11 protein-coding genes are annotated in these 12,533 nt (G+C 71.2%); 2 read left to right on the forward strand and 9 right to left on the reverse strand.

Translation table 11 applies throughout. The features are described 5' to 3' along the window. Positions 1–43: 43 nt before the first annotated feature. Complete coding sequence (locus ACFYSH_RS25145; RefSeq protein WP_388755430.1) at positions 44–943, forward strand: DUF4231 domain-containing protein; 900 nt, start codon at positions 44–46, stop codon at positions 941–943. A 15-nt stretch (positions 944–958) separates the two neighbouring features. Here the strand turns inward: ACFYSH_RS25145 and ACFYSH_RS25150 are convergent, their stop codons facing one another. The 8 genes from ACFYSH_RS25150 to ACFYSH_RS25185 all read right to left on the reverse strand — a co-directional run bounded on the left by ACFYSH_RS25150 (position 959) and on the right by ACFYSH_RS25185 (position 9,603). Continuing rightward, positions 959–1,438 (reverse strand): hypothetical protein, encoded by a 480-nt coding sequence (locus ACFYSH_RS25150; RefSeq protein WP_388755432.1) that lies wholly within the window; start codon positions 1,436–1,438, stop codon positions 959–961. A gap of 185 nt (positions 1,439–1,623) precedes the next feature. Then, positions 1,624–2,526 carry a S1 family peptidase gene (locus tag ACFYSH_RS25155; RefSeq protein WP_359470826.1) on the reverse strand — a complete coding sequence of 301 codons (903 nt, stop codon included), beginning with the start codon at positions 2,524–2,526 and terminating at the stop codon, positions 1,624–1,626. A 272-nt stretch (positions 2,527–2,798) separates the two neighbouring features. After that, positions 2,799–3,605 (reverse strand): DUF1684 domain-containing protein, encoded by an 807-nt coding sequence (locus ACFYSH_RS25160; RefSeq protein WP_359470823.1) that lies wholly within the window; start codon positions 3,603–3,605, stop codon positions 2,799–2,801. Between the two features lie 4 nt (positions 3,606–3,609). After that, entirely contained in the window at positions 3,610–4,899 is a 1,290-nt protein-coding gene (locus ACFYSH_RS25165) for an NtaA/DmoA family FMN-dependent monooxygenase (RefSeq protein ID WP_388755435.1), read from the reverse strand. Continuing rightward, positions 4,896–5,972 (reverse strand): LLM class flavin-dependent oxidoreductase, encoded by a 1,077-nt coding sequence (locus tag ACFYSH_RS25170; protein ID WP_359470821.1) that lies wholly within the window; start codon positions 5,970–5,972, stop codon positions 4,896–4,898. The genes ACFYSH_RS25165 and ACFYSH_RS25170 overlap by 4 nt, the downstream gene beginning before the upstream one ends. A gap of 105 nt (positions 5,973–6,077) precedes the next feature. Further along, positions 6,078–6,830: an amino acid ABC transporter ATP-binding protein gene (locus ACFYSH_RS25175; RefSeq protein ID WP_359471067.1), complete on the reverse strand. Its 753-nt coding sequence runs from the start codon at positions 6,828–6,830 to the stop codon at positions 6,078–6,080. A 35-nt stretch (positions 6,831–6,865) separates the two neighbouring features. Continuing rightward, positions 6,866–8,728, reverse strand: a complete 1,863-nt coding sequence (locus ACFYSH_RS25180; protein WP_388755438.1) for an FAD/NAD(P)-binding protein — start codon at positions 8,726–8,728, stop codon at positions 6,866–6,868. Continuing rightward, positions 8,725–9,603, reverse strand: a complete 879-nt coding sequence (locus ACFYSH_RS25185) for an amino acid ABC transporter permease (RefSeq protein ID WP_388755441.1) — start codon at positions 9,601–9,603, stop codon at positions 8,725–8,727. The genes ACFYSH_RS25180 and ACFYSH_RS25185 overlap by 4 nt, the downstream gene beginning before the upstream one ends. Before the next feature lie 450 nt (positions 9,604–10,053). On the opposite strand from ACFYSH_RS25185, the gene ACFYSH_RS25190 reads away from it, so the two are divergent. After that, positions 10,054–10,989: an ABC transporter substrate-binding protein gene (locus tag ACFYSH_RS25190; RefSeq protein WP_388755444.1), complete on the forward strand. Its 936-nt coding sequence runs from the start codon at positions 10,054–10,056 to the stop codon at positions 10,987–10,989. A gap of 30 nt (positions 10,990–11,019) precedes the next feature. Here the strand turns inward: ACFYSH_RS25190 and ACFYSH_RS25195 are convergent, their stop codons facing one another. After that, positions 11,020–12,255: a DUF5685 family protein gene (locus ACFYSH_RS25195; protein ID WP_388755447.1), complete on the reverse strand. Its 1,236-nt coding sequence runs from the start codon at positions 12,253–12,255 to the stop codon at positions 11,020–11,022. Between the last annotated feature and the right edge of the window lie 278 nt (positions 12,256–12,533).

Genomic DNA, 12,533 nt, shown 5'->3' on the forward strand with positions numbered 1-12,533 from the left:
GCACACGGGGGTGAACATGGCGATTCCCGGACCACTGCGGAGCATGGTCTTCAGGAGCGCTGATCTGCCCGCACTCTTCCACCACACCGACGCCGTCGCCATCGCCCGCCAGCGTGAGACGGTCAACACCACCCGCGGCCAGCTGGTCCTGCTCGTGGTGGGCACCGTCCCGGCCGCCCTGCCCTGGCACGCGGAGATCGGTTCCGGTATCCGACTCCTGGACGGCATCGCGGTGTTGGCGTATCTCGGAGTGCTGGTCACGACCTACCTCGGCTCCCGGCGCAAAGCAAAGTCGCACTGGCAACTCAACCGCTCCGCAGCGGAGTTCATCAAGTCCAACTGCTGGCGTTACGCGGTCCACGGTTCGCCCTTCGACTCCGCCGTCCAGCACCCCGAAGCGGTGTTCGCCAACCGGCTGGAGGAAGGACTCCAGGAGCTGCGGAAGGTCGGGTGGGACGACCCGAGGGAGGAGATGGCCGACTCGGGCGGTGGTCTCATCACCGCGTCCATGCGGGAGTTACGGGACAAGGCGTTCACCGTACGCAAGGAGACGTACATCCGGGACCGGCTGATCGAGCAGCGCCGCTGGTACCGCAGGCGTCGGCTCGTGTCGCGGCGCGGGGCGCTCGTCTGGTCGAGCACGATCGCCGCGCTGACGCTCCCGGCGCTGGTCCTCGCCGTGCTGCAGACCTTCGGAGGCGCCGGCTCGTTCGCCCTCACGGGGACGTTCTCCGCGGCCGCTGCCGCCTGCCTCGCCTGGAACGAGATGCGCCGTCACCACCCTCTGGTGACCGCGCACTCCCTGGTCGAGGAGGACCTGGAGAACATGCAGGCCGCGATGGAGACCACCCTCACCGAGCGGCAGTGGGCCGCCGCCGTCTTCGAGACCGAGCGGATCGTCTCACCCGAGCACACCGACTGGCTGGTCCGGCACCGGATGTGAGTCCACTCCGCCGGCTCAGCCGCGCTCCACGCCCTCGCGCCAGATGACGGTGACCGGCCGCCCGAGGCTGCGGGCGTACGTCACGATGTCGCCGGTGCCGCCGAGACCCCGCGCGGGCCTGCCGTCCCAGACCGCGAGCAGGCGGTCGCAGTGGTCGGCGATGTAGGCGCCCGCCGCGTAGTAGGCCTCGTCGGTGGCGTGCGGGAAGTCCAGCCGGACCTCCCGGGCGGCCCGGGCCTTGAGCGCACGATAGCGCTCCAGCTCGGCCTCGTCGGTGAAGCCGGCTTCGTAGTCCCCGCTGGGGATGACCACGGTCAGCTCCGCGCCGTGGGCCAGCGCGATGTCGGCGAAGAGCTGGTCGGCCCCGACCGCCAGGCTGGAGAGCGCCTCCAAGGAGCCGTCATGCCCGCACAGCGCCGCCCTCAGCCCCTCCAGCACATGGGCGTGCAGCTCCTGGGGGATGGAACGGTGACCGGTCACTCCGATGCGTTTCACGGACCTGGAACCCCCTGTGTCTGCGGGGGCTCCGGAGGGCGTCCCTCCGGACGGGCACAGCGTCCGCCCCCCGTGGTGCCTCTGCGACCGACCGTCCTGACATCCTCTCAAGAGCCGCGGGCCGAACGGGAGCCCCCGCCGGGGTTCGGCGGGGGCTCACGGGAGTGCGACGGTGCCCGACAGGGTCAGAACACGCTGACTCCGTACGCGCTCAGTGCTTCGGTGACCGGCTGGAAGAAGGTCGTCCCGCCGGACGAGCAGTTGCCGCTGCCGCCCGAGGTGAGACCGATCGCCCGGGTGCCCGAGTACAGGGGGCCGCCGGAGTCGCCGGGCTCGGCACACACATTGGTGCGGATCATGCCGTAGACGATGTCCCCGCTGCCGTAGTTGACCGTGGCGTTGAGGCCGGTGACGGAGCCGCTGTGGATCCCGGTGGTGGAACCCCTGCGGGTGACGGACATGCCGACGGTGGCATTGGCCGCGCTGGTGATGTCCTGGCTGCCGACGGTGCCGGACTTGGTGACCGAGTTGTTGGTGTAGCGGACGATGCCGTAGTCGTTGGTCGGGAAGCTGGAGCCCGTGGTGGTGCCGAGCACCGTCGCGCGGGCCGAGTCGGCCCACCAGGTGCCGGCCCCGTCGGTGCAGTGCCCGGCCGTCAGGAAGTAGTAGGTGCTGCCGCTGCGGACGTTGAAGCCCAGGGAACAGCGCCAGCCGGAGGCGTGGACGGCGTCGCCGCCGGAGATCAGTTTGCTGATCCTGCCGGGCGTGCGTTCGATGCGCAGAGCGCCCGCGTTCGCCCCGGCGGACTCCTTGATCGTGTCGATCTCCGCCTGTGAGACGGTGCTGTCCGCGGTGACGAGGAGCCGCCCGGTCGCCGGGTCGACGTTCCACGCGGTGCCGGCGACATCGGCTTCGAGCACGGCTTCCCCGGCCGCGCTGAGCTGAGCGGCGCTGTATGTTCCGGCCTGGTCGGCGTTGGCGGCGGGGACGGCGAGGGCTGCGACCGCGACGAGGCCTGCGGTGACGGCTGTGACCCGGCTACGTCTCGCCGTACTGCCTGTGCGGGGGGTGATGCGCTTGATCCTCACTTCTCGTTCCTCCCGAGGGGAATCGGGGGCCCGCCGTGTGGGGTGGCCGGACCCGTGAGGCGCGGTCGTGGGGCGCGGCAGCGCTTCCGGGAAGGCGTTCGGCTTCCGGAGGCGTCGTGCTCCTGACGGGCGCTGCTCGGGAGTATTGGGGCGCGTCGACGTGGCGCGCAAGGGCGCCTTTTCGGCCGTGGCCCCACCGGCCCCGGCCGGTGCGAGGCCGGTGGGGTTGGTGGGGCCGATGCGCCTGGTCTGTGGGTCCCGGGTGGGACGGGTCAGCCGTCGATACGGTTCCGCTCCCCCGCCGGTACGGCCACCGTGAGGGTGTTGCCCGGTGGCGGGAAGGGGCAGATGAAGTGGTCGGCGAAGGCACAGGGCGGCAGCAGGGTGCGGTTGAAGTCGATCCGTACCCTGCCGTCCCCGTCGGGCGGCGGGGGCCGCAGGAAGCGGAAGCGGTAGCTGCCGTTTCCGCTGGTGGCGTCGGCGAAGACCGCCCACAGCGACCCGTCGGGCTCGACCGCCACCTGGAGGGTGTGCTCGGCGCCCTCCAGGGTGAAGGCGATCTCACCCGAGAGCCCCAGTCCCCGCTCGCGCCCGTCGGCGTTCGCGACCCGGACGGTCCGGTCGGAGTCGTACGGCCGGAAGGTGCCGTCCAGCGACCACCTGGGGTCGTACGGTGTGGCGTCGATGGTGCGGAAGGCGTGGCGGGCCGGGGACTGCGGGTCGAAGTCCCGTACGGCCCACAGGCCTTCGCGGCTCAGCACCACCAGCCGGCGCTGTCCCTGCGCCACCCGTGAGGTGTCGATCGGGCCCCGGTCGGCACCGAGGCGGATCTCTCCGGCCAGTGGCTTCGTGTCGACGGTCAGTCCCTCTTCGGGCCCGGCCGTGAGCACCACTTCGTCACCCTCCTCGCGCCACAGCCCGGGTACGGCCGGAATTCGACCCTCCGGATGGTCGGCGAGCCAGTGGGTGCCCGTGAGGGAGAGTGGGCCGTGCGGCGCGGCCACGGCGACGATGCGCCCCTCGTGCCAGCGCTGCCAGGCGTGGAACTCCTCGCTGTCCTGCTGTGCGTCCGTGCTCATGCGGTCAACCCTTCCATACCGGCTCGGCCAGGCCGAGGTGTGACCTCAGCGTGGAGCCGGTGTATTCCGAGCGGAAGGCCCCGCGTTCCTGGAGGAGCGGGACGACCCGGTCGGCGAAGTCGTCGAGGCCGCCCGGGGTGAGATGCGGTACGAGGACGAAACCGTCGGCCGCGTCGGTGGCGACGAACTCCTCCAGCCCGCCGGCGACGGTCTCCGGCGAGCCGATGAAGGACTGCCGGGCCGTGGACTCGATGACCGTCCCGCGGATGGAGAGCCCCTTGGCCTTCGACAGTGCCCGCCATCTCGCGGCGACGGCGAGCGGGTCCGCGACCCGCACCCTTCCCTGGACCAGGTCCGAGTCGGGGTCCGGGTCGATGCCGGGGAGTGGGCCGTCGGGATCGTACGAGGAGAGGTCGCGGCCCCAGACCTGCTCCAGGGCGCGGATGGCGTTCTGCGGGGTGACCTGTTGCCGGCGTATCTCGGCGGCCTTCTGCTGGGCCTCCGCGTCGGTGTCGCCGACGACGACGGTGACTCCGGGCATGATTCTCAGGTCGGCCGGGTCCCTGCCGTACTTCGCCAGCCGTGCCTTGACGTCGGCGTAGAAGACCCGTCCGGCCTCCAGGGTGCCGTGCCGGGTGAAGATGACGTCGGCCGCGGACGCGGCGAATTCCCGGCCTTCGTCGGAGTCCCCGGCCTGGATGACGACGGGGTGCCCCTGGGGTGAGCGGGGGACGGTGAACTCCCCGGAGACGTCGAAGTGCTGCCCATGGTGGGCGAACGGCCGCGAGGTGCCCTCCGGTGTCCAGGAGTCCCACAACTCACGTGCGGTGGACACGAATTCGGCGGCACGGGTGTACCGGTCGGCCCGGTCCAGGAAGCCGCCGCGGCGGAAGTTCTCGCCGGTGAAGGCGTCGGAGGAGGTCACCACGTTCCATGCGGCGCGTCCCGCGCTGAGGTGGTCGAGCGTGGCGAGGCGGCGGGCGAGTTCGTAGGGCTCGTTGAAGGTGGCGTTGACCGTGGCGGCGAGCCCGAGGCGCTCGGTGACGGCGGCCAGGGCGTTGAGGACGGTGAGGGATTCGGGGCGGCCCACCACGTCCAGGTCATGGATGCGGCCGTGGTGCTCGCGCAGCCGCAGCCCTTCCGCGAGGAAGAAGAAGTCGAACTTCGCGCGCTCGGCGGTCCTGGCCAGGTGCTCGAAGGAACTGAAGTCGATCTGGCTCCGGGACCGGGGATCGGTCCACACGGTGGTGCTGTTGACGCCCGGGAAGTGGGCGGCGAGGTGCATATGCCTCATGAGGTCGCCGCCGCGTTCCTCGCGAGCGTGTGGGGGTTGGCCGGCCGGCCCAGGCCCAGGTGCTCGCGGAGTGTGCCGCCCGGGTAGAAGGTGCGGAACAGGCTGCGGTGCTGGAGCAGGGCCACGGTTGCGTTGACGATGCGTTCCAGGTCGCGCTCCGGGGAGACGGGGGTGAGGTGGAATCCGTCCACGGCTCCACCCCGGTGCCACCGGGTGATGTGTTCGGCGAGGTCCACCGGGCCGCCCCGGAAGTAGGTCCCCCGCCCGCCGGGCTGCGGGCCGCTCCCGAGTCCGGGTTCGGACGTCGTCTCGGCGTCGCCGAGGTCGACCGTGAGTGCGGCCAGGACCCGCAGGCTGTCGGGGTCCCGGCCGTGGGCCGCGGCACCACGGCGCAGGTCCTCGCGGAGCGAGGCCGCCTGCTCGGGTGAGGTGGCCCGTACGTGCACGACGTCGGCGTGCCGCGCGGCGGGCCCCCGGGCGGGGCCGCTCGTACCGTCGAAGACGGTGACGGGCCGGCCCTGTGGCGGCCGGGGCACGATGGCCGGGCCCCGGACCGAGAAGGTGCTGCCCTCGAAGTCGATGTGATGCAGCTTGGCGCGGTCGACGAAGCGGCCGGTGGCGACGTCCCGGATCTCCGCGTCGTCCTCCCAGCTGTCCCACAGCCGCGCCCCGGCCTCGGCGACGTCCCCGGCCTCCTGCCACAGTGCGGTGGCGGCTGTGGCAGGGCGCCGGCCGAACAGCCGGGCCTCGGCCTCGGTCGTCGACACGTCGGCGTGCCAGCCTGCCCGGCCCTTGCTGACCCAGTCGAGGGTGGCGACGGCCGACGAGATGTGGAAGGGCTCGGTGTGGGTGGTGGTGACGGTCGGCACGAGGCCGATCCGGGTGGTGGCCGGTGCGACGCGGGCCAGCACGGCGAGCGCGTCGGGGCCGGGGCGGGCGAAGGAGTCGTCCAGGGTGACGTAGTCGAGTGCGCCCCGTTCGGCGAGGCGGGTCAGCGCGACGTGGGAGCCGGCGTCGTAGCGCGGTGGGCCGCCGATCTCGGCGGCCAGGTGGAGCGGCCTGGTGGCGGACATGCGGGACCTCTCGGGGTCAGTTCGCGGTCGTGTGGAGGCCGGGTGTGCTGATCCCCGGCTTCTCCTCGGCTGCGAAGCCGGTTTCGGGGGTGTGCGGGACATGGCTCAGAGGACTTTGGAGAGGAAGGCCCGGGTGCGCTCACGCGCCGGACGGTCGAGTACGTCGGCGGGCGGGCCCTGCTCGACGATCCGTCCCTCGTCCATGAAGACGACGGTGTCGGCGACCTCGCGGGCGAAGCCGATCTCGTGCGTGACGACAATCATCGTGGTGCCACCGTGGGCCAGGTCCTTGATGACGTCGAGGACCTCGCCGACGAGCTCCGGATCGAGCGCCGACGTCGGCTCGTCGAACAGCAGCAGTTTCGGTTCCAGGGCGAGGGCACGGGCGATCGCGACGCGCTGCTGCTGGCCTCCGGAGAGCTGCCCGGGGTAGGCCCCGGTCTTGTCGGCGAGCCCGACGCGGGCCAGAAGCCTCTCCGCTGCGGCGGTGGCGGCCTTGCGGGGGCGGCCGAGGGCGGCGACCGGGGCCTCGATGACGTTCTCGAGGACGGTGAGGTGCGGGAAGAGGTTGAAGTTCTGGAAGACGAAGCCGATCCGGGTGCGCCGGCGCAGGACCTCACGCTCGCGCAGTTCGTACAGCTTGTCGCCGGACCTGCGGTAGCCGACCAGGATGCCGTCGACGCTGATCCAGCCCTGGTCGACCTTCTCCAGGTGGTTGATGGCGCGCAGCAGGGTGGATTTGCCCGAGCCCGAGGGGCCGAGGACGACGGTCACCTCTCCCGTGCGTACGGACAGGTCGATGCCGCGGAGCACGTCGAGCGGGCCGAAGCTCTTGTGCACCGAGCGGATCTCGACCATGGCGTCGGAGCCGGTGACTTCTTCTGTGGGTGCGCTCATCGCACGGCCTCCTCGGTCAGTGGCGTTCGGCGCGATGCCGGCGTGAGGTCTCGTAGGAAGGTGAGCGCCGTACGGGCGGTGGCGTCGTTCTGCCGGAAGGCCGGGCCGCCGGTGCGGGGCCGGGTGAAGGCGCCGCCGGTCCGTGCGGCGGTGTGGGGGCCGAGGGCGAAGCGGCGCGGGTGGGGGCGGCCGTCGCGGCCCCGGATCCGGCCGTCGGCGGGGTCGACGGAGAGCAGCCCCGTGTCGGTGCCGGCCGCGCCGTCCTCGTACAGACCCCTCACCAGCGTGCTGCGGGTCCGGCGCGGCGAAGGGGCGGGCAGCCTGGCCTCGACCAGGGCGCGGGCCTCGGTGGACGCGCCGGGGACGGTGGCACCACGGGCGCGGAAGACGCCGTTCTCCTCGTCGGACTCGACGGTCATGCCGGCGCCGAGGAAGCGGACGATCCCGGCCTGTGAGAGGGCGAGGAGCTCGCGCAGTCGGAAGCCCGGTGGTCCGGAGGCGAGGTGACTGAAGAAGCTGTGCCACCGCTCGCCGATGTCTCCTGCCCTGGTCAGCCGGCCGTAGACGGAGAGCAGTCCGAGGAACACGGCAAGGTCGGGGCTGTACCGGGGGTCGTGCCGGCGGTGGAGATCGGCAGTGATGTAGGCCCGTAGTCCGTCCTGCAGCGCTTCGTACGAGGCGTGGCGCACCCCGTCGAGGGGGTGGTCCAGGGCATCGAGGTCGAGCCGGTCGGCCGGGTCGGGCACGGCGGAGGCGATGAGGGCGGCGAGTTCGGGGCTGCCCGGGTCGGCGACGGCGTACTTCTCCTCGAAGTCGCGGCGGTCCGCCGCTGTGCGCCCCGGGTGGGCGGTGAAGAGCCGGTGGTAGTGGAGGTGGCCCAGTTCCTTGGTGACCAGCGGCCACAGATCGCGCCGGAAATCCACAGGGCCGGGGCGGTGCAGGATCTCCTCAACCTGGTCCGGTCCGAAGTAGCGTGCCAGGGGCGGTTGTACGCCGTGCCAGGGGTAGCCGATCTTGGAGTGGTACGGGACGCCTCGTCGCGATCCGACGTACAGGACGGGCTCGTGGCCGGAGGGGATGTAGAGGCCGTTCTCGTGGCGCCCGCCGCGCCCTTCGGTGAGCAGCACCATCAGGTCGATGAACGCGAGACCGAAGCCGCGCACGAGGACGGGTGCGCCGGCCGGCAGAGCTGTCAGGTCGGTGTCTGCGGTGAAGGCGGGCGGCAGGTGGACCAGGCCGTGGCGTGCGGCGAAAGCCCCCAGTGCGGCTTGCTCTTCATCTGGTTCGGCGTCGAGATGGCCGACGGTCAGGACCACGAGGTCGGCGACGAGCGGATCGGCGCGCCCTTGGATCACGACGCGCTGCCGGCCGTCGCGGGGGCCCGAGACGCGGAGGGCGACGCCCGTGTGTTCGTGGACGGTGATGCCGGGCGGGAGCGCGGCGAGGGCCTGCTCGTACACCCAGCGCAGATAGGCGCTCTGCAGTCGCCGGCTGGGGAAGCCCTGGGCCCGCAGGCCGTGGATCTCCTCCAGGACCGCGGGGTCGGCGCCGATGGCGGTCCGCCCTTCGCGGACGTCCTCGGCCCAGGTGTGCAGGGCCGGCCCCGGGCTCACCGGGCCGTCCAGCTCGACCGTGTCGTCGGTGAACATGGTGACGTCCTCGGCCTTGGAGTTCATGCGGAGCAGCGGGGACTGGTCCTGTCGCCAGATCCGGCCGCCGCCCGGCGGGTACGGGTCGACGAGGTGGATGTCCAGGGGCCGGTCCCCGTACAGCTCGGCGGCGTTGGCGGCTATCCGCTCGATGACGCCGGTGCCGCGCGGCCCGGCGCCTATGACGACGAGCGCCGGTGCGGCGCTCATCGTGCGCCCGCCGTGCCGCGGGCGTAGTGGCGTTCGACGTAGTACTGCCCGATGGACAGGAGCGAGGTGACGCCCACGTACCAGAGGGTGGCGACCAGCAGCAGCGGAATGACCTCGTAGGTGCGGTGGTAGACGAGCTGCACGGAGTACAGCAGGTCCTGCACGGCGATGATGCTGACGATCGAGGTGCCCTTCAGCGTCCCGATCAGCATGTTGCCCGCAGGCGGGACGATGGAGCGCATGGCCTGCGGCAGCACGATCCGCCGGAACCGGCGCCAGGGCCGGAGGCCGAGCGACTGGGCCGCCTCCAGCTGTCCGCGTTCGACGGAGAGGATGCCGCCGCGCACCACTTCGGCGGCGTACGCGGCCTCGTGGAGCGTGAGGCCGATGACCGCGACGGCGACGGGACCGAGGAGGTTGACCGTGTCGACGCCCAGGACCGTCGGGTAGAGGGCGCCGATGTTGAACCAGAACAGCAGCTGGACGAGGATCGGTGTGGACCTGAAGAGCCAGATGTAGCCCCAGCTCACAGCTTGGAGCACCCGGTTGCCGGAGAGCCTCGCCACCGCCAGCAGGGTGCCGAGGGTGAAGCCGAGCACCATGACGAGGCCGGTGAGCCACAGGGTGAGGCCGAGGCCCCGCAGCACCGACTCGGTCGTCAGGTACGTGCCGACGACGTCCCACTGGAAGGCGTCGTTGCGGACGACGGAGCTCAGTGCGCCTGCGAGGAGGAGAAGGACGGCAACGGCCGCCGCCCACTGCCCGGTTCGGCGTACGGGGACGATGCGTGGAGCGTCATCTTCGGCGTGCCTGCCCTCGGTGTACGTGCCCGAGGCGGGAAGTGACGGGGCATGGGTTTCTGTCTGCGCGGACATACGAAGGCTCCGTGGATGCAGAGATCGAACACGGGGCGTGCCTTCAGCGCGGAACACAACGTGGACCGGGCCCCTCAGCGCCGGTCCGCCTCCGAGAAAAGCGCCACCCGCTGCCGTTGTCAAGCTTGTCCACAGTGTGAGCCGTACGTCTCGACCTGGTTGACGCACCGTCGGTTGCCTGCTCCACTTGGGCCATGCATGCGCAGCAATGGCTGGTCACCCGCTCCCACATCGACTTCGGTCGTGTGTGGTCCTGTTCCTGTTGAGCTGACCGCCCTGCGTCTCCGTTCCTCCCGCTCACGCCCCGGTCGGCGCTCGAGCGGATTTCCCCGCGTTCCTTCGCGTACACGACACCGCCAGACCCTCCCCTCGTACAGCTGATCTCCCGCCCCGACGCTCCGTGCCGCCCAGGTGACGGAGCGTGGTCGACGAACCCGGAGAACCCTCGTCATGCCCCGAACCCGGCAGACCTCTGCCTTCGCGCTGATCACCGTGGCCGCCCTCTCGCTCACCGCCTGCGGATCGGGTGGCCCCGCGGCCGCGCCCGCCGGGGCGTCCGCGGTCAGGGGGAAGATCCCGACGGCCGACGTGATCGCGTCGGTGAAGAAGAACGACGAGGCGGCGAAGCTGCTGCCCGCGAGGGTGCGCGCCTCGGGCACCCTCTCCCTCGCGGCCGGCGTCGGCTCTCCTCCCGGCGCGTTCTACCGCGAGGACGGCAAGACGCTCGCGGGCGCCGACATCGACTTCGCGGACGCGGTGGCCAAGGCGCTCGGGCTGGAGCTGACGCGGGAGGTCGCCTCCTTCGAGGCGATCCTGCCCGCCCTCGACAGCGGCAAGTACGACGTGGGGACCGGCAATTTCGGGGTGACGGAGGAACGTCGGAAGACGATCGACTTCGTGACGTACATCAACGACGGGCAGGGTTTCGCCGTCCGAGACGACAGCGACCTGAGGGAGATCACCGACCTCACGCAACTCTGCGGCCTGACCGTCGCCACCGGTGCCGGGACCACCTTCGAGGCGACCCTGGAGGAGAACGAGCACCGGTGCGCCGACTCCGGCAGGAAGGCGTACGAGGTCCAGACGTACGCCGACCAGGCCGCCGTCTGGACGTCGCTCCGGCAGGGCCGCAGCGACGTCCTGATGTCCACGATCAACGGCCTGCGCTACGCCGTGACCCAGCAGGAGGGGCTGCGCTTCCTCAACGAGTACAAACGCCTCGACGTCGGCTTCGCCTTCGCCAAGGGCACCCCGTTGGCACCGGCCTTCCAGGCCGCGGTCAACGGCCTCGATGCCGATGGGACCTACGACAGGATCCTGAAGAAGTGGGGTACCACCAGGTCGGCGATCCGGACGTCGCAGATCTCGCCTCCCGAGATCACGTGAGGCCGACCGGTGCGGCTGCCTGACTCCTCGTCAGCAGTCGCACCCGCAGTCACAGCCGTCGCAGCAGTTGCCGCATTTGTCACAGCAGCTGCAGCACTCGCAGCAGCCCTCACACCAGTCACTGCAGCTGTTGTTGCGGCAGAGCCCTTCGTGCTCCTCGCCGCTCCACGGGCCGTTGAAGCTGCTGGAACAGCACATCTGGCAGGTGCAGGCGAGACCGGCCCAGACCAGGCAGCCGGCTACGAGGCCACGCCGGTTGCGGGGCGGCTCGGGCGGGAGTGGCGGCCCGGGAGGGCCGTACGGACCGCCGGGCGTCGGCGCGTACGGGCTGCCGGGCGGCGGGCCGAAGGCGCCCGAGGGCTGCCCGTCCCGCTGGTGCGAGCAGGACGAGGAGCCGAAGGCTCGGTCCACGGAGCGCCGCAGCTCGTGCACCAGGAGCACATGCGCGAGCGCTCCGTCGGTGAATTCCGCGTCCCGCATCGCCAGGCGCACACCGTGCAGCGCGTCGTCGCACAGGCGGCGCGCTTCGGCGAGCGGTGTGCCGGTCGCGGTGAGGGGGTTCCAGGCACCCGACGCGGCGTCAGCTTCGCGGTCCTCCACCGCGTCCAGCAGATGGGCGAGCCGCCCGAAGAGCCTCCCGGCCTCGGCGAGCGGTACGGCGTTCTGCGGCTTGCCCGCCAGCAGGGCGGTGTGTGCGAAGGCGGCGGCTGTGGCCGTCTCGGTGGGTTCGGTGACCGTCAGGAGCGGGGTGCCCGGGCCGGCGAGGGACTCGATGCCGGTCTGTCGGTCGACGGCGTCGACCAGGACCGCCGTGTCGAAGCCGAGCTCGGCTCCGGTGCGCGCCCCTGCCCTGTCCCAGCCCGCGGCGACCCGGCGTGCCGCGGCGGCCACCGGGCGCCGCTTCAACAGGCCGTCACGGTCGGCCACATGGTCGCGCACCTTCGCGGAGGCCAGCACGAGCGAGACGGCGGCGGCGAGCCGGGCCCCCTCCCCGCGGGCGACCGGAGCCGTCCGCATCGAGCGCAGCGGGCAGGGGCCCGCGGTGCGCCGCAGACCGGCGGAGCGCTCCGACTGAGCCTCCGTCAGGACCGAGACGATGAGGCCGTCGTAGTTCGTGACGACGCGGGCGAACTGCCCGTGGTCCGCACGCAGAGCGAGACAGAGACCGCAGAGATGAGCCATCCACTCCGTCTTGAGTCCCTCGGACAGGCGATGGGTACATGGCCTCACGATTCCGAACACGACGATCCCCCGGGAGCTGTTCATCTGACGAGTCACGCCCGTGCATCGGCGCGCGGCGTGCATCGTATCGAGCGATCCGTTCACCCGTACGCCCCCCATCTCACCCGTACGGAGGGGAGCGTCATATTTTCCTTCCGCAAGCCCCCCTATGCGGTAGAAAACCTGACGAATCGCCACATCTTCTGCACCAGTAGCGTCACGAATCGCCTACTCGGCACCTATCCCCTTGGCGCTGTATCCGCATCATGCACGACCATAGGGATAGGAAAGAGATACGGAACACCAACGAACCGCGGTGAGAG

Source organism: Streptomyces sp. NPDC005791, from assembly GCF_042871485.1.
Lineage (GTDB): Bacteria > Actinomycetota > Actinomycetes > Streptomycetales > Streptomycetaceae > Streptomyces.

What these genes read in the sequence shown, in the direction of transcription:
- ACFYSH_RS25145 (WP_388755430.1), top strand. Translation starts at nt 44, where the DNA reads ATGGTCTTCAGGAGCGCTGATCTGCCCGCACTCTTCCACCACACCGAC.
- ACFYSH_RS25160 (WP_359470823.1), bottom strand. Translation starts at nt 3,605, where the DNA reads ATGAGCACGGACGCACAGCAGGACAGCGAGGAGTTCCACGCCTGGCAG.
- ACFYSH_RS25165 (WP_388755435.1), bottom strand. Translation starts at nt 4,899, where the DNA reads ATGAGGCATATGCACCTCGCCGCCCACTTCCCGGGCGTCAACAGCACC.
- ACFYSH_RS25170 (WP_359470821.1), bottom strand. Translation starts at nt 5,972, where the DNA reads ATGTCCGCCACCAGGCCGCTCCACCTGGCCGCCGAGATCGGCGGCCCA.
- ACFYSH_RS25175 (WP_359471067.1), bottom strand. Translation starts at nt 6,830, where the DNA reads ATGGTCGAGATCCGCTCGGTGCACAAGAGCTTCGGCCCGCTCGACGTG.
- ACFYSH_RS25180 (WP_388755438.1), bottom strand. Translation starts at nt 8,728, where the DNA reads ATGAGCGCCGCACCGGCGCTCGTCGTCATAGGCGCCGGGCCGCGCGGC.
- ACFYSH_RS25185 (WP_388755441.1), bottom strand. Translation starts at nt 9,603, where the DNA reads ATGTCCGCGCAGACAGAAACCCATGCCCCGTCACTTCCCGCCTCGGGC.
- ACFYSH_RS25190 (WP_388755444.1), top strand. Translation starts at nt 10,054, where the DNA reads ATGCCCCGAACCCGGCAGACCTCTGCCTTCGCGCTGATCACCGTGGCC.
- ACFYSH_RS25195 (WP_388755447.1), bottom strand. Translation starts at nt 12,255, where the DNA reads ATGAACAGCTCCCGGGGGATCGTCGTGTTCGGAATCGTGAGGCCATGT.